This window comes from Nonomuraea sp. NPDC050328 (assembly GCF_044459405.1).
Taxonomy (GTDB): Bacteria; Actinomycetota; Actinomycetes; order Streptosporangiales; family Streptosporangiaceae; genus Nonomuraea.
Genome location: NZ_JBITIW010000002.1, coordinates 417,298 through 442,235 on the forward strand (window position 1 = coordinate 417,298; position 24,938 = coordinate 442,235).

The 24,938-nt window shown below is 72.1% G+C and carries 25 protein-coding genes and 1 tRNA gene; 15 read left to right on the forward strand and 11 right to left on the reverse strand.

All coding sequences use genetic code 11. From position 1 onward, the window contains the following. The first annotated feature begins 128 nt into the window (after positions 1–128). From ACIBG7_RS08075 to ACIBG7_RS08095, 5 genes are all read left to right on the forward strand, one after another. Positions 129–2,507, forward strand: a complete 2,379-nt coding sequence (locus ACIBG7_RS08075) for an ATP-binding cassette domain-containing protein (RefSeq protein ID WP_397335598.1) — start codon at positions 129–131, stop codon at positions 2,505–2,507. 366 nt (positions 2,508–2,873) lie between these two features. Then, entirely contained in the window at positions 2,874–3,977 is a 1,104-nt protein-coding gene (rpoD, locus tag ACIBG7_RS08080) for an RNA polymerase sigma factor RpoD (protein ID WP_397335599.1), read from the forward strand. A gap of 105 nt (positions 3,978–4,082) precedes the next feature. Beyond that, the gene (locus ACIBG7_RS08085) at positions 4,083–4,940 is read left to right on the forward strand and encodes a sensor histidine kinase (protein WP_397335600.1); all 858 of its coding nucleotides are present in this window, start codon (positions 4,083–4,085) and stop codon (positions 4,938–4,940) included. Further along, a complete protein-coding gene (locus ACIBG7_RS08090; protein WP_397335601.1) occupies positions 4,937–5,632 on the forward strand; it encodes a response regulator transcription factor in 696 nt (231 codons plus the stop codon). The genes ACIBG7_RS08085 and ACIBG7_RS08090 overlap by 4 nt, the downstream gene beginning before the upstream one ends. A gap of 76 nt (positions 5,633–5,708) precedes the next feature. Next, positions 5,709–6,719 (forward strand): extracellular solute-binding protein, encoded by a 1,011-nt coding sequence (locus ACIBG7_RS08095; RefSeq protein ID WP_397335602.1) that lies wholly within the window; start codon positions 5,709–5,711, stop codon positions 6,717–6,719. Positions 6,720–6,741: 22 nt separating this feature from the next. Here ACIBG7_RS08095 and ACIBG7_RS08100 read toward each other — a convergent pair whose 3' ends face one another. The 6 genes from ACIBG7_RS08100 to ACIBG7_RS08125 are packed head-to-tail and all read right to left on the reverse strand — an operon-like array spanning position 6,742 to position 13,474. Next, the gene (locus ACIBG7_RS08100) at positions 6,742–7,542 is read right to left on the reverse strand and encodes a transporter substrate-binding domain-containing protein (RefSeq protein WP_397335603.1); all 801 of its coding nucleotides are present in this window, start codon (positions 7,540–7,542) and stop codon (positions 6,742–6,744) included. Then, the gene (locus ACIBG7_RS08105; RefSeq protein WP_357927147.1) at positions 7,539–8,906 is read right to left on the reverse strand and encodes a hypothetical protein; all 1,368 of its coding nucleotides are present in this window, start codon (positions 8,904–8,906) and stop codon (positions 7,539–7,541) included. Before ACIBG7_RS08105 ends, ACIBG7_RS08100 begins: the two co-directional genes overlap by 4 nt. After that, positions 8,903–9,511 carry an FHA domain-containing protein gene (locus ACIBG7_RS08110; RefSeq protein WP_397335604.1) on the reverse strand — a complete coding sequence of 203 codons (609 nt, stop codon included), beginning with the start codon at positions 9,509–9,511 and terminating at the stop codon, positions 8,903–8,905. The genes ACIBG7_RS08105 and ACIBG7_RS08110 overlap by 4 nt, the downstream gene beginning before the upstream one ends. Then, positions 9,511–10,779 (reverse strand): VWA domain-containing protein, encoded by a 1,269-nt coding sequence (locus tag ACIBG7_RS08115; RefSeq protein ID WP_357927143.1) that lies wholly within the window; start codon positions 10,777–10,779, stop codon positions 9,511–9,513. The genes ACIBG7_RS08110 and ACIBG7_RS08115 overlap by 1 nt, the downstream gene beginning before the upstream one ends. Continuing rightward, entirely contained in the window at positions 10,776–11,618 is an 843-nt protein-coding gene (locus tag ACIBG7_RS08120; protein WP_397335605.1) for a protein phosphatase 2C domain-containing protein, read from the reverse strand. The genes ACIBG7_RS08115 and ACIBG7_RS08120 overlap by 4 nt, the downstream gene beginning before the upstream one ends. After that, entirely contained in the window at positions 11,615–13,474 is a 1,860-nt protein-coding gene (locus ACIBG7_RS08125; protein ID WP_397335606.1) for a tetratricopeptide repeat protein, read from the reverse strand. Before ACIBG7_RS08125 ends, ACIBG7_RS08120 begins: the two co-directional genes overlap by 4 nt. Between ACIBG7_RS08125 and ACIBG7_RS08130 the strand changes: the two genes are divergently transcribed. Further along, positions 13,443–13,682 carry a hypothetical protein gene (locus tag ACIBG7_RS08130; protein ID WP_397335607.1) on the forward strand — a complete coding sequence of 80 codons (240 nt, stop codon included), beginning with the start codon at positions 13,443–13,445 and terminating at the stop codon, positions 13,680–13,682. The genes ACIBG7_RS08125 and ACIBG7_RS08130 overlap by 32 nt on opposite strands. Here ACIBG7_RS08130 and ACIBG7_RS08135 read toward each other — a convergent pair. Next, complete coding sequence (locus tag ACIBG7_RS08135; RefSeq protein ID WP_397335608.1) at positions 13,672–14,844, reverse strand: hypothetical protein; 1,173 nt, start codon at positions 14,842–14,844, stop codon at positions 13,672–13,674. The two genes, ACIBG7_RS08130 and ACIBG7_RS08135, sit on opposite strands and share 11 nt — an antisense overlap. Positions 14,845–15,007: 163 nt before the next feature. Here ACIBG7_RS08135 and ACIBG7_RS08140 point away from each other — a divergent pair, with 163 nt between their 5' ends. Next, positions 15,008–16,285: an amylo-alpha-1,6-glucosidase gene (locus ACIBG7_RS08140; RefSeq protein ID WP_397335609.1), complete on the forward strand. Its 1,278-nt coding sequence runs from the start codon at positions 15,008–15,010 to the stop codon at positions 16,283–16,285. Then, a complete protein-coding gene (locus ACIBG7_RS08145) occupies positions 16,282–16,746 on the forward strand; it encodes a hypothetical protein (protein WP_357927126.1) in 465 nt (154 codons plus the stop codon). The genes ACIBG7_RS08140 and ACIBG7_RS08145 overlap by 4 nt, the downstream gene beginning before the upstream one ends. Before the next feature lie 51 nt (positions 16,747–16,797). Here ACIBG7_RS08145 and ACIBG7_RS08150 read toward each other — a convergent pair whose 3' ends face one another. Next, positions 16,798–17,112: a YtxH domain-containing protein gene (locus ACIBG7_RS08150; protein ID WP_357927124.1), complete on the reverse strand. Its 315-nt coding sequence runs from the start codon at positions 17,110–17,112 to the stop codon at positions 16,798–16,800. Between the two features lie 124 nt (positions 17,113–17,236). Between ACIBG7_RS08150 and ACIBG7_RS08155 the strand changes: the two genes are divergently transcribed. From ACIBG7_RS08155 to ACIBG7_RS08170, 4 genes are all read left to right on the forward strand, one after another. Next, positions 17,237–17,309, forward strand: a tRNA-Asn gene (locus ACIBG7_RS08155). 101 nt (positions 17,310–17,410) lie between these two features. Next, entirely contained in the window at positions 17,411–18,463 is a 1,053-nt protein-coding gene (locus ACIBG7_RS08160) for a hypothetical protein (protein WP_397335610.1), read from the forward strand. 200 nt (positions 18,464–18,663) lie between these two features. Further along, positions 18,664–19,785 carry a nitric oxide synthase oxygenase gene (locus ACIBG7_RS08165; RefSeq protein ID WP_397335611.1) on the forward strand — a complete coding sequence of 374 codons (1,122 nt, stop codon included), beginning with the start codon at positions 18,664–18,666 and terminating at the stop codon, positions 19,783–19,785. A gap of 16 nt (positions 19,786–19,801) precedes the next feature. After that, positions 19,802–20,575, forward strand: a complete 774-nt coding sequence (locus ACIBG7_RS08170) for an enoyl-CoA hydratase-related protein (protein WP_397335612.1) — start codon at positions 19,802–19,804, stop codon at positions 20,573–20,575. Here ACIBG7_RS08170 and galK read toward each other — a convergent pair. Then, a complete protein-coding gene (gene galK, locus ACIBG7_RS08175) occupies positions 20,572–21,687 on the reverse strand; it encodes a galactokinase (protein ID WP_357927113.1) in 1,116 nt (371 codons plus the stop codon). The two genes, ACIBG7_RS08170 and galK, sit on opposite strands and share 4 nt — an antisense overlap. 34 nt (positions 21,688–21,721) lie before the next feature. Between galK and ACIBG7_RS08180 the strand changes: the two genes are divergently transcribed. After that, positions 21,722–22,549 carry a 1-aminocyclopropane-1-carboxylate deaminase/D-cysteine desulfhydrase gene (locus ACIBG7_RS08180; RefSeq protein ID WP_397335613.1) on the forward strand — a complete coding sequence of 276 codons (828 nt, stop codon included), beginning with the start codon at positions 21,722–21,724 and terminating at the stop codon, positions 22,547–22,549. On the opposite strand, the gene ACIBG7_RS08185 is transcribed toward ACIBG7_RS08180, so the two are convergent. Both ACIBG7_RS08185 and ACIBG7_RS08190 read right to left on the reverse strand, forming a co-directional pair. After that, entirely contained in the window at positions 22,474–23,142 is a 669-nt protein-coding gene (locus tag ACIBG7_RS08185; RefSeq protein ID WP_357927107.1) for a DUF6766 family protein, read from the reverse strand. The genes ACIBG7_RS08180 and ACIBG7_RS08185 overlap by 76 nt on opposite strands. A gap of 79 nt (positions 23,143–23,221) precedes the next feature. Beyond that, a complete protein-coding gene (locus ACIBG7_RS08190; protein WP_357927104.1) occupies positions 23,222–23,596 on the reverse strand; it encodes a hypothetical protein in 375 nt (124 codons plus the stop codon). 142 nt (positions 23,597–23,738) lie between these two features. Here ACIBG7_RS08190 and ACIBG7_RS08195 point away from each other — a divergent pair, with 142 nt between their 5' ends. Beyond that, positions 23,739–24,335 carry an ATP-dependent Clp protease proteolytic subunit gene (locus tag ACIBG7_RS08195; protein WP_357927101.1) on the forward strand — a complete coding sequence of 199 codons (597 nt, stop codon included), beginning with the start codon at positions 23,739–23,741 and terminating at the stop codon, positions 24,333–24,335. A gap of 123 nt (positions 24,336–24,458) precedes the next feature. Continuing rightward, positions 24,459–24,596 (forward strand): hypothetical protein, encoded by a 138-nt coding sequence (locus tag ACIBG7_RS08200; protein ID WP_397335615.1) that lies wholly within the window; start codon positions 24,459–24,461, stop codon positions 24,594–24,596. The last annotated feature ends 342 nt before the right edge of the window (positions 24,597–24,938 follow it).

Sequence of the window (24,938 nt, forward strand, 5' to 3'; positions counted from 1 at the left end):
AGGTCCGCCTGCCGTACCCCTGCTCCGACAAGCCCGACGAAGCGCAAAAAATGCTCTGAACTGGTTAGATGTCCCAGGCAAGGCCCCGGAGGCCGCGCAGGCAGGCTGCACAGACGGATGGAGAGACGATGACCAAGGGCAGCACGTCGCCCGAGATGCACCCCGCGGACAGCCACGACCTGATCCGCGTGCACGGCGCCCGCGTCAACAACCTCAAGGACGTCAGCATCGAGATCCCGAAGCGCCGCCTGACGGTCTTCACCGGGGTCTCCGGCTCGGGCAAGAGCTCGCTGGTGTTCAGCACGATCGCCGCGGAGTCGCAGCGGCTGATCAACGAGACCTACAGCGCGTTCGTGCAGGGATTCATGCCGACGCTGGCCCGCCCCGACGTGGACGTGCTCGACGGGCTGACCACGGCGATCATCGTCGACCAGCAGCGCATGGGCGCCGACCCGCGCTCGACCGTCGGCACCGCCACCGACGCCAACGCCATGCTGCGCATCCTGTTCAGCCGGCTCGGCACGCCGAAGATCGGCCCGCCCACCGCCTTCTCCTTCAACGTGGCGCAGGCGGTGGCCAGCGGCGCGATCACGGTCGACAAGGGCCAGGGCGAGCGGAAGGTCGTGCGCGACGCGGTCTACCACGGCGGCATGTGCCCGCGGTGCGAGGGCCGCGGCTCGGTCACCGACTTCGACCTCACGCAGCTCTACGACGCCGGCAAGTCGCTCAACGAGGGCGCGCTGTCCATCCCCGGCTACAGCATGGACGGCTGGTACGGCCGGATCTTCCGGGGCAGCGGCTTCTTCGACCCGGACAAGCCCATCAGCAAGTTCACCAAGAAGGAACTGCACGACCTGCTCTACAAGGAGCCGACCAAGATCAAGGTCGAGGGCATCAACCTGACCTACTCGGGCCTGATCCCGCAGATCCAGAAGTCCTTCCTGTCGAAGGACGTCGACGCGATGCAGCCGCACATCCGGGCGTTCGTGGAGCGCGTGGTCACCTTCACCGCCTGCCCCGACTGCGGCGGCACCCGGCTCAACGAGGCGGCGCGCTCGTCGAAGATCAAGGGCGTCAACATCGCCGACGCCTGCGCGATGGAGATCCGCGACCTGGCCGAATGGGTCCGCGGGCTCGACGAGCCGACCATGGCGCCGCTGCTCGGCAAGCTGCTGCACAGCCTGGAGTCGTTCGTCGAGATCGGCCTCGGCTACCTGTCGCTCGACCGGCCCGCGGGCACGCTGTCCGGCGGCGAGGCGCAGCGCACCAAGATGATCCGCCACCTCGGCTCCGCGCTCACCGACGTCACCTACGTCTTCGACGAGCCGACCATCGGCCTGCACCCGCACGACATCCGGCGGATGAACGACCTGCTGCTCCGGCTGCGCGACAAGGGCAACACCGTGCTCGTGGTCGAGCACAAGCCGGAGGCCATCGCCATCGCCGACCACATCGTCGACATCGGCCCCGGAGCCGGTACGGCAGGCGGCACCGTCTGCTTCGAGGGCACCATCGAGGGCCTGCGCGCCAGCGGCACCATCACCGGCCGCCACCTCGACGACCGCGCCAAGCTCAAGGACTCCGTGCGAACCCCCAAGGGCAAGCTGGAGATCCGCGGCGCCACCCGGCACAACCTCCAGGACGTCGACGTCGACGTCCCGCTGGGCGTGCTCTGCGTCGTCACCGGCGTCGCCGGCTCGGGCAAGAGCTCGCTCATCCACGGCTCCATCCCGGCCTCGGCCGGCGTCGTCTCGATCGACCAGGCCCCGGTCCGCGGCTCGCGGCGCAGCAACCCGGCGACCTACACCGGGCTGCTGGAGCCGATCCGCAAGGCCTTCGCCAAGGCCAACGGCGTGAAGCCGGCGCTGTTCAGCGCCAACTCCGAGGGCGCCTGCCCCACCTGCAACGGCGCCGGCGTCATCTACGTCGACCTGGGCATCATGGCCGGCTCCAGCACGACCTGCGAGGACTGCGAGGGCAAGCGCTTCCAGGCCGCGGTGCTGGAGTACCGCCTCGGCGGGCGCGACATCGCCGAGGTGCTGGCCATGCCGGTGACCGAGGCCGAGCGGTTCTTCGCCGAGGGCGAGTCGAGGGTCCCGGCGGCGCACGCCATCCTGGAGCGGCTCGTCGACGTCGGCCTGGGCTACCTCACCATCGGCCAGCCGCTCACCACGCTGTCCGGCGGCGAGCGGCAGCGGCTCAAGCTGGCCACGCACATGGCGGAGAAGGGCGGCGTCTACGTCCTGGACGAGCCGACCACCGGCCTGCACCTGGCGGACGTGGAGAACCTCCTGGGCCTGCTGGACCGGCTCGTCGAGTCCGGCAAGTCGGTCATCGTGATCGAGCACCACCAGGCGGTCATGGCGCACGCCGACTGGATCATCGACCTCGGCCCCGGCGCCGGCCACGACGGCGGGAAGATCGTCTTCGAGGGCACGCCGGCCGATCTGGTCGCCGCGCGCTCCACGCTCACCGGCGAGCACCTCGCCGACTACGTAGGCGCCTGATCCTGCGCTAGATCAAGAACTGCGGAAACCGGGCCCGCGTTACGGCATGCCGTGACGCGGGTTCTTACTCTGCGGGAAAGCCGCCGGGCACGCTAACGCTGGTATTTCCCGTAGATCGGGTGGACAATTCCCGGCCGGGCAGACGGTAAGGGCACCCTGACCTCGGGTGCGACCAGCAGGATCACGTAATTACGTTTACTTTCCTGATCAAACTTCGGCCAAACCTGGGCCGGATCTCGATTTGGTAATGATGCACGCCTTACCTTCTGTGCCAAAAATGGGTCTGCCATTTTCACTAACGAATACTGCAGACTGTCTCCCGTGGGTGCATCGGTGCTGCCAAGTGGACCGCCATCCGTAGATCAGGTGGCGGACCTCGTCGCGAAAGGAAGGGAGCGCGGGAGCGTAACCGTCGATGACGTCGCAGCCGCGCTCGACCGATCCGAGCTTCCCTCCGACACGCTCGAACGCGTGGTGCGGATGCTCGCCGAGAACGGCGTGGAGGTGCTGGAGCCTCAGGGCGACGAAGAAGTCGTCCGCGCCGATGAGGAGGACGTAGGCAAGCGGGCGCCGACCAGTGATCTGGTCCGCATCTACCTGCGGGAGATCGGCCGCGTGCCGCTGCTCACCGCCGAAGAGGAGGTGGAACTCGCCAAGTCGATCGAAGCCGGCCTGTTCGCCGAGGACAAGCTGGGCAACGGTGTCTCCAGGCTGGCCTTCCCGGAGTTCAGGGAGCTCGTCTGGGAGGGCACCAGGGCCAAGCAGCGGCTGATCGAGGCGAACCTGCGGCTCGTGGTGTCGATCGCCAAACGGTATGTCGGACGCGGCATGCTCTTCCTCGATCTCATCCAGGAAGGCAATCTCGGCCTCATCCGCGCGGTCGAGAAGTTCGACTACACCAAGGGCTACAAGTTCTCCACGTATGCCACGTGGTGGATCCGCCAGGCGATCACGCGCGCGATAGCGGATCAGGCGAGGACCATCCGGATCCCCGTGCACATGGTGGAGACGATCAACAAGCTGGTCCGGGTGCAGCGCCAGTTGCACCAGGACTTCGGCCGCGAGCCGACGCCGGAGGAGATCGCCAAGGAGATGGACCTCCCGGTCGATCGCGTGGTGGAGATCCAGCGCATCGCGCAGGAGCCGGTCTCGCTGCAGTCGCCCATCGGTGAGGAGGATTCCGACCTAGGCGACTTCATCGAGGACGCGGACGCTGTGGTGCCCATGGAGGCCGCGGCCTTCATCATGTTGCAGGATCAGCTCGACGACATCCTGGCGACGTTGTCCGACCGCGAGCAGCGGATCATCCAGTTGCGCTTCGGACTGGCCGACGGCCACCCCCGTACCCTGGAGGAGGTCGGCCGCGAGTTCGGGGTGACCCGGGAGCGGATCCGGCAGATCGAGTCCAAGACGCTGGCCAAGCTCCGGCACCCGACCCGCGCGCAGATGTTGCGCGACTATCTGGACTGAACCCGTGCCCGCCGTCCCGCGCTCCCGCGCCGGGACGGCGGGCCTTGCCTTTCCAGAGGCCGGCGGGGGCTGCCGGGAAGGTGGGCAGGGGTGCGCAATCCCCCTATGGCTGCCGTTCTGATCGGCGGTTCGGCCCTGGTCGTCGTCGCCGTGCTGCTCGGGCAGCCGGTCGTGGCGGCGGCGGTGGGCGGCGTGGTGGCGGGGGTGGCCGTGACGGCCGTGGCCGCGCGGCGGGCCGGGCGCGAGCAGCGGGCCGAGGCGGAGCGGCTGGCCGGCCTGGTCGAACGCCGGGCGGAGCAGGTGAGCGCGCTGAGCCACGAACTCCGCACCCCGCTGAGCATGATCAAGGGCGCGGCCGACCTGCTGCTCGAAGGCAGCCCTGGCCCGCTGACCGCGACGCAGACGAAGTTCCTGCACACCATCGACCAGCAGTGCGCCCAGGTGATCCACCTGTGCGAGAGCCTGCTGATCCACGCCCGCATCGAGTCGGGCCTGTTCAGCCCGGCCTTCGAGAAGGTGGACGTGGCCCAGCTCACCCGCGAGGTGGTGGTCGCGATGCGCCCGCTGTGCGCGCGGCGCGGGCAGCGCATCACGCTGGACACCCCGCAGGTCGCGCCCGAGGTGGAGGCGGACCCGAGACTGCTGGTCCAGGCGGTCACCAACCTGTTGTCGAACGCCGGCCGCTTCACCACCGTCGGCGGCAGCATCGCGGTGCGGGTGGCGGCGATCGACACCGGCATCGCCCTGTACGTCACCGACGACGGCGCGGGCATGACGCGCGAGCGTCGCCGCGAGCTGTTCCGCCCGTTCGTGACCAGCTCGCCGCTGGGCGACGGCACCGGGCTCGGGCTGGTGATCACCAAGTCCATCGTCGAGCTGCACGGCGGTTCGATCCTGATCGACACCCAGGCCAGGAAGGGCACGACCATCCTGGTGACCCTGCCGAAGGGACGGACCGCGTGAGCGTGGCCCTGGTCGTGGACGACGAGCCGCAGATGACGATGATCGTCGCCTTCGCCCTGGAGACGCAGGGCTTCACCGTGCACCAGGCGCACGACGGCGCGACCGCGCTCAACCTGCTGCGCACCCGCCAGGTGGACCTGGTCGTCCTGGACGTGCTGATGCCCTCGATGGACGGGCTGACCCTGTGCCGCGCCATCCGCGCCCGGCACGAGGTGCCGATCATGATGCTCACCGCGCTGGCCGGGCCCGACCAGGTGGTGGCCGGGCTGGAGTGCGGGGCCGACGACTACGTGGTCAAGCCTTTCCATCCGCGCGAGGTGGCTCTGCGGGCCCAGGCGCTGGTACGGCGGGGCGGTGGCGGGGCCAAGACGATCGAGGCCGGGCCGCTCACCCTCGACCTGGTGGAGCACGTCGCCATCGTGGGGGGCCGCCGCCTGGAGCTGCCGTTCACCGAGTTCAAGCTGCTGGCCCATCTGGCCGGGCGGCGGGGGACCCCGGTGTCGTGGCAGGACCTGCTGCGCGCGGTGTGGGGCACGACGGCCTTGCGCGGCGGGCGGGACGTGGTCAAGTCGGCGATCTTCCGGCTGCGGTCGCGGCTGGCCGAGGCCGGGCAGGACGCCGTCGCGATCAAGACCGTGCGCGGCGTCGGCTACGTGATGCCCCTGGACGGTGACGAGAACGCGGGCAACTGAGCGACGGTGACGGCGGCGTTACCTGAGCTCACCGGGTGTTCACCCCCGGGCCCGCGGGCCCGCCTACGGTGAGGGCATGCTGAGGCTCCTGGCCGCCGCCGCCCTCGCCCTGGTCCCCGCCGCCTGCGGGAACACCACCCAGGACAAGATCACCATCATCTGCGGCGCGGACGAGCAGTGGTGCGTGATGATGGCCTCGCGCTTCGCCGAGCAGACCGGGATCGACGCCGACTTCGCCCGGCTGTCGAGCGGCGACGCCCTGGACCGCATCCGCCGCACCCGCTCCGCGCCCGAGTACGACGTCTGGCACGGCGGCCCGGCCGACGCCTACGCCGCCGCGGCCCGGGAGGGGTTGCTGGAGCCGTACCGCTCGCCGATGGCCGCCCACGCCCGCCAGGGCTGGGGCGACCCGTCCGGGGCCTGGACCGGCGTGTACGGCGGGGTGCTGGCCTTCTGCAACAACGTCAGAAAGCTGACCGCCAAGGGGCTCGGCCCGCTGCTGTCGTGGCAGGAACTGCTCGACCCGCGCCTGGCCGGCAGCGTCGGCATCGCGCACCCGGCGACCTCGGGCACCGCCTACACCGCGCTGTGGACCCAGGTCGAGCTCGGCGGCTCGGCGGAGGCGGGCCTGGACTACCTGCGCCGGCTGCACCCGAACGTGCTGCGCTACAACCGCTCCGGCGCCGCCGCGGCCGAGCAGGCCGCCCGCGGCGAGGTGGCGGTGGGCGTGACCTTCTCCCACGACTGCGTGGACCTGCAGGAGCAGGGCTTCCGCGACCTCCAGGTCAGCTTCCCCGCCGAGGGCAGCGGCTACGAGGTCGGCGGGGTGGCGGTGCTGGCCGGGACCCGGCACCCCGAGGCCGCCCGCCGCTTCGTGGACTGGGCGCTCAGCGGCGACTCCCAGCGGCTCGGCCCGCTGGCCGGCTTCTACGCGCTGCCGGCCAGCACCGAGGTGGCTCCTGACTCCAAGGCGGCCGATCTGGCGCAGGTGCGGCTGATCGGCTACGACTTCACCCGCGCGGGGGCGGCGAAGTCGGAGCTGACCCGGCGCTTCGGCGCCGAGATCGCGCCGCCTCCGGAGCGCTAGCGCCCCCCGGCCAAGGGGGGCGCTAGCAGCCCTCGAACTGCGGCACCGCGACGGCCGACAGGTCGAGGCCGGCCTTGCCGAACCACTTGTCGAGGTACATCCGGGCGCTGCCGTCCTGGTACATCTTGGTGATCGCCCGGTTGAGCTCCTCGCAGCCGTCCACGTCGCCCAGCCGCATGCCCACGCCGGTGCGCTGCTCGTTGAAGCGGGCGTTGAGCAGCTTGAGCCCCGACCCGTCGTGCAGCGCGAGCCCGGCCAGGATGATGTCGTTGGTGGTGATCGCGTCCACCCGGCCGTCCTTGAGCATCGTCACGCAGCCGGCGTAGTCGTCGGAGGGCACCAGCGTGGCCTTGACCCCGCGCTCGTCCACCACCCGCTCGGCCGCGTTGGCGCCCTTCACCGCGCAGATCTTGCGCCCGTCGAGGTCGCGCACCTCCCGGATCGCGCTCTCCTCCGGCCGCACCAGGATGTCCTGGTAGGACACGTGGTACGGCCCGGCGAACCCGATCTTCGTCTTGCGCTCCTGCGAGATGGTGAAGGTGGCCAGCACCAGATCGGCCCGCCCCGAGGTGAGCAGCGGCTCCCGGTCGGCGGCCAGCGCCTTGACGAAGCGCACCTCCTTGCCGAGCTCCTTGGCCAGGTAGCGCGCCACGTCCACGTCGAAGCCCTCGAAGCGGCCGTTGCCGGTCTCCAGCCCGATCTGCGGCAGGTCGGGCCGTACCCCGACGACGAGCACGTCCTTGTCCATGATCGACGCGGGCGTGCCGGAGCCGCACGAGACGCTCGCCGCCGCCAGCAGCAGGGCGCACAGCAGGCGCTTCACCGGTACTCCTTCAGTCGCGGCCAGATCCCGGCCAGGATGAGCAGGGCGCTGAGCGCCAGTCCGGCCGGGACGAAGCGCCACAACCCGGCCAGGGCCGCGTCCCCGGAGCCGATCGCCCGCCCGAACACGGACTCGTAGCGCTTGGTCAGCTCTTCGAGGAGCTGGTCGTAGCGCTGGTAGTCCTCCTTGAGCGTGCTGTTCCAGAGCTGGATCGCCTGCGCGGGCGGCTGCTTGCGCAGCTCGGCGTCGCTCTTCTGGAAGGCCTGGTAGGCCTGGAAGACGCGCTCGCCGTCCTGGCCGACCACCGGGGCGAGCATGCCGAGGAAGCGGGGCCCCTTCTGGTCCTTCGGGTCGGGCGGGTCGAGCGCGGCCTGGTAGGCGGGCAGGCTGGTCTTGTCGAGCTTGAGGTAGGCGACCGCCTGGGCCTTGTCCAGGAAGGTGTGCTCGTAGGTGTCGCGGCGGCCGGCGTCCAGCAGGTAGCGGCTCTGGTCGCCGTACATGCTGTTGCTGATCGCCCGTGCCCTGGTCAGGGTCAGGACCTGGTCGAAGCCGCGCCGCTTGGCCTCGTCGAGCGCGCTGTCCTGGCGGCTGAGCAGCGTGACGCCCAGCACCGTGCCGACGCCGGCCAGCAGGGTGGCCAGCACCAGCGCGGGCGCGAAGACGCGGCGGAAGCTGCGCGTCAGGTAGAGCTGGAGCGCGACCAGCAGGCCGAGCGCCAGCAGCCCGGTGAGCACCACCGCGGCCTTGGCGAGGGCCGCAGCCGACTGCTCGGCGGCGTGCGCGCGGCGCACGATGGTGCCGGTCTCCAGGGTCAGGTTGTAGGCCTGCGGCAGGAGTTCGCGGTGCATGAGGTCGGTCGCCTGGCGGTAGACCGCGACGACCGCCTCGGGGGTCTCGCCCGCCTTGTGCCCGGACTGCGCGTCCAGCAGCCTGGCCCGCGCCGCCAAGCGCTCGTAGCGGCCCAGGCCCTCGATCAGCGACTGGACGGTGCGCTGCTCGGCGGGGTTGTCCAGGGCCAGCTCGTAGGCCTTGAGCAGGGTCCGCGTCACCTGCTGGCGCTGGGTGTCGTAGGCGGTGTGGTCGGCCTGGCGCTGCTCGCCGTACTCCGCCCCGAGCAGGAGCGACTCGGCCACGAGCGCGTCCATCGAGGACATGTGCCGGTAGAGGCCGGTGGTGGCCAGCACCTGCGGGCCGGCGTCGTGGCCGATGGTGCGCAGGCCCTCGCCGGTGCCGGCCGCGCCGGCGGCGGTGACGCCGAGCAGGAGCGCCAGCGACAGCAGGGACAGGGTGGCCAGCGTGCGGACCCGGCGGGGCACGGAGACCCGCCGGGAGCGCACGCGAGGGGTGGCCTGGGTGACGGTCACGGCGCACCCCGGAGCGTGATGACCGTCCAGGCGCCCAGGTGGATGCGGTCGCCGTCGCCGAGCGGCACCGGCACGTTCGGCTCCACCGGCTGCCCGTTGACCTCGGTGCCGTTGGCCGAGCCGGGATCGACCAGGGTCCAGCTCCCGTCCGGCTGCGCCATCAGGACGGCGTGCAGGTGGGAGACGCCTGGGTCGGGCGGCGCCTGCCCCAGATCGATCTCGGGGGTGACGCCGCGCGAGCGGCTGGCCCGGCCGATGCGCACCTGCTCGCCGCTGAGCGGGTAGGAGCGCTCGGGGCAGTAGGGCGGGAAGACGATCTTGCCGGAGTCGGGCCCGCCCACGCCGATGACCCGCTCGAAGTAGGCGCGGTCGGCGCCGACGACCGCCTCCCAGGAGGAGGCGGGCAGCGGCGGGGCCTCGACGACCGGCGCGGTGGAGTCGTGCCCGCAGACCTCGCAGTAGCGGCCGGGCAGCGGCGCCTGGCAGACCGGGCAGCCGGTGAGCCCGGTCGGCTCGGCGGCCGGGGCCGCGCCGCCGATCTGGGTGCCGCACTCGTCGCAGAAGGCGTCGTCGGTGGAGGGGTGGCCCAGCGGGCAGACGGCCATCACGCCTCACCCGTCTTGAGCCGGCTGGTCCGGACCGAGCCGGTGTCGAGCTCCAGCTCGACGTCCTTGCCGACGCCGGCGCGAAGCCGCGCGGTGCCGGAGGAGTCGACCTCGACCATCTGGGCCAGCAGCCGGGCGGTGTCGTCGCGGCCGGTCTCGTCGGCCAGCTTCTTGGCCTTGGCCAGCCGCGCGGTGGCGGTGTCCTGGTCGCCGGAGTCGCGGGCCTGCAGCCCCTCCTGGATCAGCGAGTGCAGCTCGGCCTGGCCGGTGTAGTGGGCGACCTTGCGGTTGATCCGGGTCGACTGGGCCAGGTCGTCGGTCCAGGTGGCCAGCACGTTGCCGGAGGCGAAGATCTCCAGGGTGTCGGGCCGGACGAGCCGGACCCACGCCGCGCGCACCGGCGGGCCGGGCTGGCGCGCGGGCATCTCAACGCAGATGTGGTAGACGCGCTCCTCGGCGCCCCACGAGCCGGTCGGGAAGTCGGTGGTCAGCGCGTCCACCTGGACCCGCTGGCCGGTCAGGTCGAGGATGGTCGGCGCGACCTGCTTGACGAACAGCACCTTGGCGTCGTTGGGCGTCTTGACGTGCAGGGTCAGCTCGGCCAGCGTCTTGCTCATCGCGGTCTGCGTGAGGTCGCGGAAGTAGTCGGCCAGCGCGGCGCCCTGCTTGACGTAGTCGTAGGTGCCGAGCAGCGCGGTGGCGACCTTGGCGAGCTCGGTCCGGACCCAGTCCTCGCCGACGCCGAGGCTGTCGCAGGTGAAGCGGCCCTGGCAGGCGCGCAGCACGCTCTCGAAGCGGCTCGCGCTCTCGTTGTTCTGCCCGTCGGTCATCAGGATGGCGTGCCGGATCGCCTCGGGGTGGCCGTCCAGCAGCGAACCGGCCAGCTCCAGCCAGCGGCCGATCTCGGTGCCGCCGCCGGCGGTCATCCGGTTGATCTCCTTGACGGCCGCGTCGCGGGTGGCGCGCGAGGCCCGTACCAGGTTGCGGCCGCTGGGGTAGATCAGCCGCGCGTTGTCGGTGCCGGAGATGACGCCGAAGTGCACGCCGTCGCGGAGCGACTGCACGGCGACCGCCGCGGCCTGCCGCGCCTCGCGGATCTTGCTGCCGGACATCGAGCCCGAGGTGTCGATGATGATGACCTCGGCCGCCTCCGCGGGCCGGGTCTCGACGACGGGGCCGCCGGCCGAGCCGACGGTCAGCACCGCGTGCACCTGGGTGGCGCCCACGGCGAGGTACTGGTTCTGATCCACGTGCAAGGTGAAGCTCATACCGGGCCTCCCGGGATAAGGACGATGGTCACGTTGTCGCGGCCCCCGGAGTCGAGCGCGTGCCGCAGCAGCAGGCGGGCGCGCTCCAGCGGGGTGCCGGCGGCGGGGAAGTCCCCCGTCAGGTACTCCCAGAGGCCGTCGGTGCAGGCCAGCAGGAGACCGGGCAGGTCGGGGGAGAAGCTGAGGACGTGCGCGTCCTCCGGTTCGGCGTCCGCGCCGAGCCAGGAGGAGATCACGCCGTGCGAGGCGACGTCGTCGGTGGTCAGCAGCCGGCCCGGGCCGCCCTCGGGCAGCCAGTAGGCGCGGCTGTCGCCCAGCCAGCCCACGGTGATCTCGCCGGGTGCGACGACCGCCGAGACGTAGGTGCAGGCCGGGGCGTCCTCGACGGTGCCCATGGCGGCCACCGCCGAGGCCGCGGCGGCGCAGGCGCGGACCGTCGCCTCCTTGGCGTCCGCGCCGCCGCCGAGGTCGGCCAGCAGGCGCTCCACCGCCAGGTCGGCGGCGGCCTGGGCGGCCTCGTCGGCGCGGGGCGAGGTGGCCACGCCGTCGCAGACGACGGCGACGGTCAGGCCGCCGGCCGCGCCGAGGGCCATGGCGTCCTCGTTGCGGCGACGGCGCAGGCCCAGGTCGGTGACGCCGGCCGCGCCGCCCGGCTCCAGCTCGGTCTCCAGGTGGTCGCGGCCCTGCGGCAGGCGGGTGCCGCAGTCGGGGCAGAAGCCGGAGTCGTCGGTGGCGGCGGCGCCGCAGGCCGTACAGGCGGGGGTGTGGAGGTTCAGGCCGCAGTTCTCGCAGAAGTTGTCGCCGGGGGAGACCGCGTGGCCGCAGCCGGAGCAGGTCATACCCACGTCCGGGGGCGGACGGCGTTGGCGCGGTCGACCAGGGCGTGGCGTTCCTGGCGGGTGGCGGCGGCCTTGGCGAGCCGGCGGTAGATCGCCGCCAGCTCGCGGCGGTGCTCGTCGGAGTCGGCGCGGGCCAGGGCCGCCTCCAGGACGCGGGCGGTCAGCTCGTCGTGGCGGCGGGCGTCCAGGCGCAGGTCCTCCAGCCGCTCCAGCGCCTTGGGCACGTCGCCGGGGTCGCTCAGGTCGCGGGCCAGGCACTCGACCGCGGCGAGCTGGGCGTTGGCGTGCTGGCTGGAGCTCTCCGGCACCTCGTCCAGCAACGCCACGGCCCCGTCGCGGTCACCGGCCTTCAGCCGGGCGCGGGCCAGGCCGAAGGCGGCGCCCACGTAGGAGTGGTCGGTGCGCCAGACGGTGCGGTACCACCGTTCGGGGTCCTGGCCCGCGCCCTCCAGCGCCAGGCCGAGCGCCAGCTTCGGCGGCAGCTCGCCGGGCAGCCAGTCCAGCACCTTCTCGAACTCCACGGCCGCGTCCTGGAAGCGGGACTCGGCCAGCGCGAGCTGCCCCCGCACCCAGTCGACCCGCCAGTCGCGGGGCAGCGCGGCGTCCGCCTCGTCGATCGCCGCCGCCGCGCCGGCCAGGCCGTTCTCCGCCAGGACGCGCGCCCGGGCCAGGATCGACTCCGGCGTCCTGGGCAGCGCCTCCAGGCGGGTGACCAGCTCGGCGGGGCTGCGCGCGATCAGGCCGCTCAGCCCGGACGCGGCCGGGTCCTCCGGATCCGGCACCGGTACCGGCAGGCTCGCCGGTCCCGGCCGCTCGCTCACGCTGCCCTGCGCGGCCCGTTCCGGGCCGAACAGCCGGGACTGCCCCGGGTACGGCACGCCGTCCTCTTCGGCGCTGAGCTCGCGCAGCACGCCGGTGAGCTGCTCGGCGAACTCCGCGCTGGACTGGAAGCGGCGCCGCGGGTCGGCGTCGGTGGCGCGGCGCAGCACCCGGCCGAAGGAGTCGTGTCCGCAGTCGGCCGGCAGCGGGTTGACCTTGCCCTGCGTGGTCGGGCTGAAGTTCCGCACGCTCAGCACGGCCAGCGTGCGGGCCACGGTGTAGAGGTCGGAGGCCACGCTGGCCGGCTTGGTCTCGATCTCCGGCGCGCTGTAGCCCGCGGTGTGCCAGGAGGTGCCGGGCGGCGAGCCGACCCGCTGGACCGCGCCCAGGTCGATCAGCTTGAGCCGGCGGCCGGCCCGGATGGCGTTGTGCGGCTTCAGGTCGCAGTAGACCAGGCCCTGGTCGTGCAGGTAGCCGAAGGCCTTGAGGATCTCCAGCCCGTAGCGGATGGACTCGCTCAGCGGCAGCAGGCCGTCCTTGCGGAGCTCGGCGAGCGAGGGGCCGCCCACGTACTCCATGACGATGTACCCGGCCGAGTCGTGCCGGCAGAAGTTGAAGATCTTGACGATGTTCGGGTGGTCGACGCTGATCAGGAAGCGCCGCTCGGCCTCGGCCGCCGCCATCGCCTCGGCGTCACCGGCGTTCAGCAGGCCCTTCAGGACCATCCACTTGCCGTCCAGGTTCTGGTCGGAGGCCAGGTAGATCCAGCCCAGCCCGCCGTGGGCCAGCGCCCCCTCCACCCGGTACTGCCCGGCCACCAGGTCGCCCTTGCCCAGCTTCGGCGCGAAGTCGTAGGGGTGGCGGCAGTTGGGGCAGAAGCCCCGCACCCGGCCCGGTTGCCCCTGGATGCCCCGGCCGACCGGCTTGCCGCAGGCCGAGCAGTAGCGCTTGTCCTCCGAGACCGCCGGGTCGGCGAGGATCACGTCCTGCGGGTTGCGCACCGGGATGGCCGGCAGATCGGCCAGGCCCTCACCCAAGAATCCACGCGAACGGGCGGACGACGAGCCGGTCGACCGGCTCACCGACCCGGACGGGGGGCTCACCGGCGTGCTCACCGGCGTGCTCACCGGTGGGGGCGGCGGCGCGGCGACGGCCGCCACCTCCGGAGCCTCCCCGCAGCGGTCGCAGAAGCCGTCCTGGATCGTCCCGGAACAGCCTGGCCTGGCGCACTGGCTCACCGGTTGACCTCCTCGCTGTAGCGCTCGACCGCCCGTGCCGCCCCGGTCAGATCGCAGGGCGCGCTCCACAACAAGGTGCGCGCCTCCTCGTACAACCGGCTTGCCACGGGATCTTCGGCGAGTCTCTTCCGTACGGCTTTCGCCTGGGTTGCAGTGAGCCTGCCGCGCAGCTCGTCGCGCCGGTTGACCAGGCCGAGGAGCGCCCCGGCGGTCCGGGCGGCACGCTGGCCGGCCTCGGCCGCGGCCTTCTCCAGCGCGCCCAGGCGGGCGGCCCGGGCGCTCCAGCCGCCGGCGGAGGCGTCGATCGCCTCCAGCTCCGCGCTCAGCTCGGCGGAGCGGGCCGGGGGACGCGCCGAGGGGGGCAGCGCGATCTTGGCGCTCACCTGGGTGTGGGCCAGCCGGGCCTGGCGTTCGGCGTCGGCGGCCTTGGCTATCTCGATGGTCAGCAGTTCCTTGCGCCTGCCGTACTCGGCCTTGAGCGTGGCGGCGGCGCGCAGGGTCGTGCGGCGGGCGGCGAGCGCGGCCAGCGCCCGGTCGAGGGCGGCGGACGGCAGGCCGGGGCCGAGCGGGTCGAGCAGCACCTGCTGCCGCATCCCGTCCACCTCGCCCTCCAGCGCGCCCAGGGCCGGTTCCTCGCCCAGGTCGGCGGCCAGGTCGGCGATCTCGCGCAGCGCGGCGGCGGCCTCGTCGAGGCGGGGCAGCGCGGCCGACCACGCCTGGTCGACCGCCTCGACCACCTCCATGACCTGGCGGAAGGCGAGCTCCATGCGCTCGACCACCTCGTCCATGGAGACGGTCTCGTCGGGCGCGGGGAGCAGGGTGAGCGGCCGGGCCTTGGGCGCGGGGGAGGGGACGATGATCGACGACTCGGTGAGCAGCAGGTTCAGCTCGGCCATCTCCTGCGCGCCGGGGCGGGCGCGGCGGGCCCTGACCTCCTCGGCCTTGCGAAGGGTGCTGCGGTAGGCGTCGTTCAGCGCCCACATGGTCGCGGCGGCGGCCTCCGCCTCGGCCCAGCGGTCCTTGGTGGCGCCGCGGAGCTGGGAGCCGTCCAGGAGCTGGTAGGTGGTGTGGGACTCCAGCGTGAGCAGGCTTTCGGATATGCGGTCGCGTTCGGCCACCCGCGCGCGTAAGGCGTGATCGACCCATTCCTTGCTGATCGGCGTTCCCATGGCGCCTCCCGCCCCGTAGCCCCCTACGAGGTGATTTATCGGCTCAACGGGTGGATTGTCTAGGCAGTTCCTCGTGAACTTCTGCCGGATCCGGTGCCCGCGTGACCGCAAGCGACACCGCCGGACTCTTTCCGGTCCGTTCCGATGCGCGCATAGTGGGTTGATGGAAGGCCGGCCGGCAGTCGACGACGTCGCGCTCGAACGCGAGGCGCTGTCGGTGCTGGAGTCGAACTGGACGGGCACGGCGACGGTGCCCGCCCCCGGCCTGTACCCGCACCAGTGGAGCTGGGACTCGGCGTTCGTGGCGATCGGCCTGGCCCGGCACCGGCCCGAACGGGCCAAGGCGGAGCTGATGAGCCTGCTGCGCGGCCAGTGGGCCAACGGGATGCTGCCGCACATCGTCTTCCACACGCCCGAGGTGTACTTCCCGGGGCCGTCGGTCTGGCGGTCGCAGGACCAGGCCGAGGCTCCGCATGCCGTACTGACCAGCGGGCTGACCGCGCCGCCGCTGCACGCGCTGGCGGTGTGGTGGCTGTGGCGGCACACCGGGGACGAGGCGTTCGTGCGGCGGGTCTTCCCGGCGCTGGCCGCCCAGCACCGCTACCTGGCCACCGCGCGGGACCTGGGCGGGTCCGGGCTGGCGGCGATCGTGCACCCCTGGGAGTCGGGCATGGACGACAGCCCCGCCTGGGACGAGCCGCTGGCCGCCCTGCCCGAGATCAGGTACGGCTACCGCAACATCGACCTGGAGGAACGCCACCCCGACAGCGCCCACGACCGGTACGTCTGGCTCGCCCTGCGCTACCGCAACGCCGGCTACGGGGCCGGCTACCTGCGCGACGAACACCCGTTCGCGGTCGAGGACCCGATGTTCAACGGCATCTGGCTGGCCGCCAGCGTCGCGCTGGCCGAACTCGCGCCCCTGGCCGGAGCCGACCCGGCCCCGCACGCCGACCAGGCCGACCGGATCAGGGCCGCCCTTGCCGAGCGGCTGTGGGACGGCTGCTTCCACGCCCGCGACCTGCGCGGCGACCGGCTGGTCCCGGTGTGCACGGTGGGATCGTTCGGGCCGCTGCTCGACCCGCACCTGCCGGCCGAACGGGTCGGCGCGATGATCGAGGTGCTGGAGTCGGCCCGGTTCATGGGCGCGACCGGCTACCCGGTGCCGAGCTGCGAGATCAGGGCCGGCCAGTTCGACCGCACCCGCTACTGGCGCGGGCCGTCCTGGGTGAACACCAACTGGCTGCTGCGGCACGCCGCCGGCGTGCACGGCCTGCAGCAACTCGCCCAGCTCCTGACCACCGGCACCCTGCGGCTGGTCCGGCAGGCCGGTTTCCGCGAGTGTTTCGACCCGTTCGACGGCAGCGGGCGGGGCTGCCGGGACTTCTCGTGGAGTGCGGCGCTCACCCTCGACCTGCTCGCGGATACCGTGGACGGATGAGGTTCTTGACCGGCCGGATGCCGGCTGAAGTGCGCAAGGGGCTGGCGTTGGAGCCGGGGGAGCGGGTGCTGGCCTACGCCGCGCCCGTGGTCGCCACCGAGCGGGCGTTGCTGCTGCCCGAGGGGGTGCGCGTGCCGTACGAGACGGTGGGCAAGGCCTCCTGGGACGAGAGCGGCCTGCGGCTCTCCCTGACCGACGGGACGGTCCACGAGGTGCCGGTCGAGACCCCCGGGCGGCTGCCCGAGACGCTGCGCGAGCGGGTGAACTCGACGATCGTGGTCAACAAGCACGTGTCCCTGCCCGGCCGGGGCGGCGTGCGCCTCATCGCCCGCCGCAAGCCCGGCGGCGAGGTGCTGGGCTGGAGCTTCCTCTTCGACGAGGGCCTCGACCCCGACGACCCCGGCCTGCGCGCCCACGCCGAACAGGCCCTGGAGACCGTACGGCGGAGCATGGGCGTCTGACCGCTGGAGAAACGGCGAAGGCCCCGCGATCGGTCAATCGGGGGCCCTCGGTCAGTACGGCATGCCGCTGCGATCCAGTTTGTCGCCGTGTTTCTTCTCCCCGCCGGGCTCGTCCGGCCAGCCCAGCCCGGTGTCGTGATGATCTCCCCGGTTGAGGAACGGCACCCGGTGCTGCAACGTGTCCTTGGCCAGCCCTGTGGCCTTCGAGACCTGGGCTCCCACGAGCCCCGCGGCCTCCTGCACCGTCGGGCTGTCGGCCACGCGCTGCGCGGTCCGCTTGATCTGCTCGTACCGTTCCCGCCCGGCCCGGCTGCCGAGGACGTAGCCGACGGCCAGTCCAACGGCGAACACCATCCGATATCTCATGGTCCACCTCCGCTTCTTCCGGGCCTACCCCGAGGACGATGCAGCACGCACTCCAGATGTGCGCTAATCTATTCCTGCGCCGCAAGAAGGGCCCCAAACACCCGGCGAGCAGCGCAAAGCACGATCCCGTGTAGCTCAATCGGCAGAGCAGCCGGCTGTTAACCGGCAGGTTATAGGTTCGAGTCCTATCGCGGGAGCAAGCCGGAAGGCCCCCTCATCGAGGGGGCCTTTTTCGTGTGCCCGGGCGGGTGTTGTGATCTCGATCACAGGGGGGTCGCCGGGCCGTAGATTGGCCGGCATGCGTGCGGTGCGGATCGTGGGGGTTGTGGCCGGTTTGGCACTTCTGGCCGGGCTGACCGGGCCGTCGGCGGTGGTGGAGGCGCCGGGGCCGCCGGTGGCGAGTGTGGCCGACTGTCCTGCCGAGCGGCCCGAGGCGGTTCTGTCCCGCGCCGATCATCCGGGTCCGCTCGTGCCGTCGGTGGGGGCGGTGTCGGTGACCTATTGCGAGATGCCGGTGAAGAACTGGTCCCGGTCCCTGTCGCGGCGGGACCGCACGCTAACGGTCGGCGTCGAGCGGATGGTCGCGTTGCTCAACCGGCTGCCGCGCCGCAGGGAGTACGTGGGACTCGTGCGGCGGCAGTTGATCGCCAAGGGGGAGGATACGACGAGGGTGTCCATCGGCGAGATGTGCACGCTGATCGGGTTCAGCCACGAGCAGTGGCTCCTGGTGCGTTACCGGGACGGGTACGGGGCCGCGGTGCACGTGGACTTCAACTGCGGCACGGCTCGGCGCGGAGGGATGCGGCGCTACCTCACCGAGAAGCCGGTCGAGGCGTTTCTGGAGCTCTACCGGGCGCAGGTGGCCGCCTCCCGGCCGCCGAAACCGGGCCTGGCGTGTGCGGGAAGCCTGCCGCGCCGGCAGGACCTGTTGAGCGACCCGATGGACGGGATCGCCGTCAACCGGGGGTGGAAAGGTGCCTATCTGCCCACCGAGCTGACCGCGGCGCTGGCCTGCCGGTACGAGGCAAGGGGTGGCCGGCTCCGGCTGGTGCGGCAGGCCGCCCCAACCGGTCTGGACGAGGTGCGAACCTTGCTCAACGAGGCGGCGATTGTCTGGACGACCAGCCCGCCGGGCGGCGGGCAACTGGATGTGAGCACGACGGGCTGCGGGCTGAACGGGGAGCCGGCGATCGAGGCCATGGACGTGGTCTGGGTCGCCGACCGGACCGGCCAGGTGGCCGAGTCCCGCGTGGTGAGGGCGCCGTGCCAGGCGGTCGCGTCCGGCCGGAAGGGGCCGCTCAAGGTGAAGCCGCCCCTGCTGCCCGCGCTCGACGCCTGGCTCGCCCGCTGACCCGCCCGCGATATCACCCTCAGTGTCGATAAGATCACAGATTTTTGGATTTACCGGGACAACAGGCCTCAGTGCGGATAAAGATGTGGCTGCTGCGGACACAACGGTCCCGGGTGGCAGGGGAGGGCGCCACCCAGAGGATCGTGCGCCGGCCCGGAACCGGCTGCGCGATCCGTGAACGCGATTGAGCTGGTTGTTGCGTGCTTGCTTGGATCAGGGCCATCCGGCCCGTCGAGGGCCATGCCGTACGAGAGAAGACCGTGGATCTGGGGGAGGCCGAGCGGTTCATAGCGCTGTTCTGCCGCGAGAACGGAGGCGACCCGCAGGCGAGGATGCGCCAGGTGGCGCGGGAGGTGGCCAGGACGGGCAGCTACACCCACACGCCCGAGGAGCTGGCCTTCGGCGCCCGGGTGGCCTGGCGCAACAGCAACCGCTGCATCGGGCGGCTGTACTGGCGCTCGCTGCGGGTGCGGGACCGGCGCGCCGTGACCACGGCGGAGGGCATCGCGCTGGAGTGCGTGACGCACCTGCGCGAGGCGGCCGTGGGCGGGAAGATCCGGCCGACGATCACCGTCTTCGCCCCGGACCGGCCGGGACGGGACGCGCCGCGCATCGTGAACGAGCAGTTGATCCGCTACGCCGGCTACCGCGCCGACGACGGCACGATCGTGGGCGACCCGCGCAACGTGGAGCTGACCGAGCTGGCGCTGAAGCTGGGCTGGCGCGGCCGGGGCGGGCGGTTCGACGTGCTGCCGGTGGTGATCCATCCGGGCCGGGGCAAGCCGCTGCTGTGCAACCTGCCGGGTGACGCGGTGCTGGAGGTGCCGCTGGCGCACCCGGACTACGGCTGGTTCGCCGAGCTGGGGCTGCGCTGGCACGCCGTGCCGGCGATCGCCAACATGTGCCTGGAGATCGGCGGGATCTGCTACCCGTGCGCGCCGTTCAACGGCTGGTACATGGGCACCGAGATCGGCGCGCGCAACCTGGCCGACGAGGACCGCTACGACCTGCTCCCGGTGATCGCCCGGCGGCTGGGGCTGGACGTGCGCAACGAGCGCACGCTCTGGCGCGACCACGCGCTGGTCGAGCTGAACGTCGCGGTGCTGCACTCCTTCGAGCTGGCCGGGGTGACGATGACCGACCACCACACCGAGTCGCGCCGGTTCATGAAGCACCTGGAGAAGGAGAGCCGGGCCGGGAGGGTCTGCCCGGCGGACTGGTCGTGGATCGTGCCGCCGATGTCCGGTTCGGCCACGCCGGTCTTCCATCGCTACTACGACGAGAGCGTGTTGTCCCCGGCCTTTGTTCACCACGGCGAATGAGGTAGAACATTGTTCTATGGATGACCTCGTGCTCTCCGCCCTCGACCGGGGCGTGCTCACGCTCACCTTCAACCGGCCCGACCGGCTCAACGCCTGGACCGACCAGCTCGGCCGGCGCTACTTCGACCTGCTGGCCGAGGCGGAGAAGGACCCGGCGGTCCGGGCGATCGTCGTCACCGGCGCGGGCAAAGGCTTCTGCGCCGGCGCCGACTTCCAGACGCTGGGCGAGCTGCGCGACGGCTCCTACCCGGGAGAGCCGGACCCGCGGCCCAACACCTTCCCGGCGAGCGTCGGCAAGCCGATCGTGGCCGCGGTCAACGGGGCCTGCGCGGGGCTGGGGATGGTGCACGCGCTGATGTGCGACGTGGTCTTCACCGCCGCCGAGGCCAAGTGGACCACCGCCTTCGCCCGGCGCGGGCTGATCGCGGAGTACGGCCTGGCCTGGGTGCTGCCCAGGCTGGCCGGGCAGCAGCGGGCGATGGACCTGCTGCTGTCCGGGCGCACCTTCACCGGCACGGAGGCCTACGAGCTGGGGCTGGTCAACCGGGTGCTGCCGGGCGGGGAACTGCTGGCCGCGGCGCAGGACTACGCCGCGGACCTGGCCGCGCACAGCTCCCCGGCCTCGATGGCGGTGATCAAGCGGCAGGTGTGGGGCGACTGGGAGCTCACGCTGGAGCAGTCGGCCCGCAACGCCACCCACGAGATGCTCGCCTCGTTCGGCCGGCCCGACTTCGCCGAGGGCGTGGCGAGCTTCCTGGAGCGCAGGCCGCCCGCCTTCCCGTCGCTCTAGACGTCGATCCTGTGCGCGCCGGCCGAGGGGACGGCGGTGAGGAAGCCGGGCTCGGTCCAGCCGCGCTCGGCGTAGGCGGCCAGCACCGACTCCCGGACCGCCTCGACCCGCTCCTCGGCCACCAGCGCGATCGCCGAGCCGCCGAAGCCCCCGCCGGTCATCCGCGCGCCCCGCGCCCCGCCGCGCAGCGCGGCCTCGACGGCCACGTCGAGCTCGGGGCAGGAGACCTCGAACTGGTCGCGGAGTGACAGGTGCGAGGCGTTGAGCAACGCGCCGATCTCGGTGATCGCCCCGGCGCGCAGCAGCCCGATGAGCGCCTCGACGCGGTGGTTCTCGGTGACCACGTGCTGGACCCGCTTGCGCTCGTCGCCCTGGAGCTGGGCGAGCGCGCCGGCCAGGTCGGTCACGTCACGCAGGGCCTCGACGCCGAGCTTGCGCGCGGCCGACTCGCAGTCGGCGCGGCGCTTGGCGTACTGGCCGTCGGCCAGCTCGTGGTGGACCTTGGTGTCGATGATGAGCAGGCGCAGGCCGTGCGCGGCCAGGTCGAGCGGGACGGCGCGGGAGCCGAGCGAGCGGCAGTCGAGGAAGAGCGCCTTGCCCTCCTGCGACAGCGCGGAGGCGGCCTGGTCCATGATGCCGCAGGGCATGCCGACGAAGTCGTTCTCCGCCTTCTGGCCCAGCAGCGCGATCTCCATGGGGGTCAGGCGCAAGCCGTACAGCTCGTTGAAGGCGGAGGCGACGGAGACCTCCAGGGCCGCGCTGGAGCTGAGCCCCGCGCCCTGCGGCAGGTCGCCGTCGACGGCGATGTCGGCGCCGCGCACGCGCTCGCCGAGCATGGCGGGGATGCCGACGACGTAGCGGGTCCAGCCCTGGGCCTGGTCGTGGGAGGAGAGGGTGATCGGCGCGCCGGGGCTCTGGAGGGACAGCAGGCGGATGACGCCGTCCTCGCGCGGGCTGACCGCGGCGGTGACCCCCCACGGCACCGCGAAGGGGAGGACGAAGCCGTCGTTGTAGTCGGTGTGCTCGCCGATCAGGTTGACCCGGCCGGGTGCGCGCCAGACCGTCTGAGGGTCGGCGCCGAAAGCCCCACGAAAAGCTTCAATAACCCGCATTTTTCAACATACCTCCGCCGGTACTCTAGCGCCCATGGAGCTCGGCAACGTCCGGCTCGTGCTGGTGCACGACGACAACAAACCGCGCAAGCTCAAGCACAACCTCGGCCACCCCAGGATCCTGGCCTTCGGCGGAGCCTATTCGAACCTGATCCGAGCTCTGGCCGGAGCCGGTAGGGAGCACGGCGTCGAGACGATCGGGGTCATCCGCGGCGAGGAGCACCTGCCGCTCAACCCGGTGCTCGCCTACGCCCGCGCGTGCGGCATGCGACTGACCTACCTCGACCGCGCCGCCTACCGGCGCAAGCACACCCCCGAGGTGCTCGACCGGCTGCGCGCCGAGTTCGGCGAGGTCTTCGTGCTGCCGGAGGGCGGCAGCAACGCCGCCGCCGTGCGCGGCTGCGCCGAACTGCCGGCCGAGCTCGGCGACGACTACGACGTGATCTGCTGCCCGGTCGGCACCGGCGGCACCCTGGCCGGGATCGCGGCCGGGCTCCCGCCCGGCCGCCGCGCGATCGGCTTCTCGGTGCTCAAGGGCGGCGGCTTCCTGCGCGAGGAGGTCGCCCGCCTGCAACGCCAGGCGTACGGCGAAGCCACCGCCAACTGGTCGATCGAGCTCGGCTACCACTTCGGCGGCTACGCCAGGACCACCCCCGAGCTCGACGCCTTCGCCGCCGAGCACCACGTCGAGCGGATCTACGTCGCCAAGATGCTGTACGGCGTGCACGACCTGATCCGGAAGGGCCGCTTCGAGCCCGGCACCCGCATCCTGGCCGTGGTCACCGCTCAGCCGGAGTTGCCGGTCGCCTCGTGCGACTCGCCCACCGGCTTCGACTCGGGTGAGCCCCGCTGGCGCAGGTAGATCGAGAGCACCACCATCGAGGCGACCGCCAGGAACTCCGACTGCCAGTTCTGCAGCGTCCGGTTCCAGAACTCCGGTGCCAGCACGTACTCCCCCCACGAGATCGGATCGCGCAGCTCCGACAGCCGTTGCGCGTTCCCGGCGGCCACCCCGGCGATCGACTGGCTCAGCCACGACAGCAGGAAGATGATCCCCATCGTCAGCCCGAGCGAGTTGCTGAACAGCCAGCGCCGGAAGCCGCCGACCTTGGCCCAGGCGGGCGAGTCGGGTTCGGCGTGCTCGCCGATCTTCTGGTCCTTGTCCGACTCGGCGCCCTCCTTGCCCGGCTCCTTCGACTCGGTCGAGCCGCGCTGGATCAGCCACACCGTGACGATGACGAACAGGAAGAACTGCAGGTACTCCGACTGCCAGTTCTCGGCCACGTCCACCGCGAAGTCGGAGGAGGCCACGTAGGCCAGCACCGAGAGCGTCGAGCCGCCGTCGACGAGCTGCCGCTCGTTGTAGTCGGCGGTGCCGGCGAAGGCCTGCCCGACCAGCGCGGCCAGGAAGAGCAGCAGGAAGACCAGGGACAACGCGTTCTGCCGGATCTTCATCGTTGCAGCACCCCCATGGCGAAGAACCAGATCAGCCCGATGACGATGATGGCGAGCGTCGCCGCGAAGACCAGGCGCATCAGTCCTCCACCTCGCAGTCGAAGGGCAGCTCGGGGCGCGGCTCACAGCCGGCCGCCTTGATCCGCCAGCCGTCGGCGTACCGGTGCAGGAAGAGCGTGTCCTCCGCCAGCGAGACCTGCGCCTCCTCGCCCCACACCGCGGCCCGCTCCACCTGGCCGCCTTCGAGCCCGAGCTTCGCCAGGGCCTGGCCGCAACTCTCGCCCTCGTCCGGCAGCTTCGCCGCGGTGCGCGGCGCCAGCAGCAGGCAGGCGGCGTCCGGCTGGCCGGAGGTCAGCGCCCGGTAGAAGCGCTCGGCCGTGCCGATCGGCGCCGAGGCGTCCGGCGCGCACCCGCTGACCAGCACCACGGCGGCCAGTATGAACAATCCCCTCATGGCTGGGCTCTACCCAGAATCATCTCCACCATGAATTGACCCCCGTATCTGGCGCGCCCAGCCGAGTCGTTGCGCTGAGAGCGGAGCCTTGTCGTGTCCCGCCTCGAACGGGGTTACCGTCCGGGGAGAGGAGGTTCGAGACGTGACCCTGGAATGGACGCCACCGCTCAGACCCGACCCCTTCCCGGCCCCGCCGCCGCCCCAGCCCTACAACGTGCACCTGACCCGTGACCCGGTCGCCGAACGGCTCTTCGAGCAGCGCCTCGTCCTGGCGCACGGCGAGCTCACCACCGAGCGGCTCACCCAGTGGTGCGCCGCGCTGCTCACCCTCGACGGCGCCGGCGACCAGCCGATCAAGCTGCACCTCAGCGTCCCCGACGCCGAGCCCGGCGCGGCGCTCACCCTGCTGGACACGATCGAGTCGCTGCGCGCCGAGGTGCACGTCATGGTGACCGGGCAGCTCGGCGGGCCGGCGCTGGTGGTGCTCGCCGGCGCCGCCAGCCGCCGGGCCTCGCCGAACGCGCTCTTCCGGCTCGGTGAGCCGCGCTTCACCGCCGAGGGGCACGCCGAGCAGATCCTCGCGCAGCAGGAGCAGCATCGGCGGGTGCTCGACACCGTCTACCGGCGGCTGGCCGAGCTGACCCGGCGCCCGGTGGAGGAGGTACGCGAGGACGCGCGCCGCAACCGCCACCTCGACGCCGACGAGGCGATGGCCTACGGCCTGGTCGGGCCCCTGTAGATCTGCTGGTTTCGTTGGCGGACTGACTTCGTTGGCCGGTCGGTTTCGTTGGCGGGCTGGTTTCGTTAGTGGGCCGGTAAAGTGCCCGGCGGACCGCGCGGCCCGCCGGGAACGATGGCGATCATGCACGACTGGAGCCTGGCCGACGACCACGACGTGGAAGCGCGGTGCGCCGCCTTCCGGCAGGCGAAGCTCGCCCTCGACCGGGGCGTCTCGCTGGAGGTCCTGCTCGGGCAGCCGCCCGGCGGCGAGATGAGCTGAGGAGTGTCCAGCCCGTACGCGCGCCTCCGCACAAGGTGCCGGCCCAGCAGGACCGAGCCACCGAGCTGCTGGACCAGGCCGAGGCAAACGTCTACACCATGGCCGCCACCGGCTCCGACGACACCGCGCACCTGGAGCTGCTGCTGGAGTTCGGGCTGGGGCGGGGCGACGGCGGGCCGTGGATCGCCCGGTTCGGGCACACCACCCCCGCCCAGCTCCTCGCCGACGAGCTGGCCACCGCCGCGCTGCGGGGCCGCCCTCCTGCTGGCGTACGGCACGCCGCCCGGCGCCGTGGGCGCCCACCCGGTCTTCGGCGGGCGCCTGCCGTACGAGCTGGCGGTG

Excerpts from the sequence above, each read along its gene's own strand:
- ACIBG7_RS08075 (WP_397335598.1), top strand. The coding sequence starts at position 129 with ATGACCAAGGGCAGCACGTCGCCCGAGATGCACCCCGCGGACAGCCAC.
- ACIBG7_RS08200 (WP_397335615.1), top strand. The coding sequence starts at position 24,459 with ATGCACGACTGGAGCCTGGCCGACGACCACGACGTGGAAGCGCGGTGC.
- ACIBG7_RS08130 (WP_397335607.1), top strand. The coding sequence starts at position 13,443 with ATGGCCGGCAGATCGGCCAGGCCCTCACCCAAGAATCCACGCGAACGG.
- ACIBG7_RS08135 (WP_397335608.1), bottom strand. The coding sequence starts at position 14,844 with ATGGGAACGCCGATCAGCAAGGAATGGGTCGATCACGCCTTACGCGCG.
- ACIBG7_RS08170 (WP_397335612.1), top strand. The coding sequence starts at position 19,802 with ATGGATGACCTCGTGCTCTCCGCCCTCGACCGGGGCGTGCTCACGCTC.
- ACIBG7_RS08160 (WP_397335610.1), top strand. The coding sequence starts at position 17,411 with ATGCGTGCGGTGCGGATCGTGGGGGTTGTGGCCGGTTTGGCACTTCTG.
- galK (WP_357927113.1), bottom strand. The coding sequence starts at position 21,687 with ATGCGGGTTATTGAAGCTTTTCGTGGGGCTTTCGGCGCCGACCCTCAG.
- ACIBG7_RS08095 (WP_397335602.1), top strand. The coding sequence starts at position 5,709 with ATGCTGAGGCTCCTGGCCGCCGCCGCCCTCGCCCTGGTCCCCGCCGCC.
- ACIBG7_RS08085 (WP_397335600.1), top strand. The coding sequence starts at position 4,083 with ATGGCTGCCGTTCTGATCGGCGGTTCGGCCCTGGTCGTCGTCGCCGTG.
- ACIBG7_RS08190 (WP_357927104.1), bottom strand. The coding sequence starts at position 23,596 with ATGAGGGGATTGTTCATACTGGCCGCCGTGGTGCTGGTCAGCGGGTGC.
- ACIBG7_RS08150 (WP_357927124.1), bottom strand. The coding sequence starts at position 17,112 with ATGAGATATCGGATGGTGTTCGCCGTTGGACTGGCCGTCGGCTACGTC.
- ACIBG7_RS08115 (WP_357927143.1), bottom strand. The coding sequence starts at position 10,779 with ATGAGCTTCACCTTGCACGTGGATCAGAACCAGTACCTCGCCGTGGGC.
- ACIBG7_RS08185 (WP_357927107.1), bottom strand. The coding sequence starts at position 23,142 with ATGAAGATCCGGCAGAACGCGTTGTCCCTGGTCTTCCTGCTGCTCTTC.
- ACIBG7_RS08110 (WP_397335604.1), bottom strand. The coding sequence starts at position 9,511 with ATGGCCGTCTGCCCGCTGGGCCACCCCTCCACCGACGACGCCTTCTGC.
- ACIBG7_RS08180 (WP_397335613.1), top strand. The coding sequence starts at position 21,722 with ATGGAGCTCGGCAACGTCCGGCTCGTGCTGGTGCACGACGACAACAAA.
- ACIBG7_RS08120 (WP_397335605.1), bottom strand. The coding sequence starts at position 11,618 with ATGACCTGCTCCGGCTGCGGCCACGCGGTCTCCCCCGGCGACAACTTC.
- ACIBG7_RS08145 (WP_357927126.1), top strand. The coding sequence starts at position 16,282 with ATGAGGTTCTTGACCGGCCGGATGCCGGCTGAAGTGCGCAAGGGGCTG.
- ACIBG7_RS08140 (WP_397335609.1), top strand. The coding sequence starts at position 15,008 with ATGGAAGGCCGGCCGGCAGTCGACGACGTCGCGCTCGAACGCGAGGCG.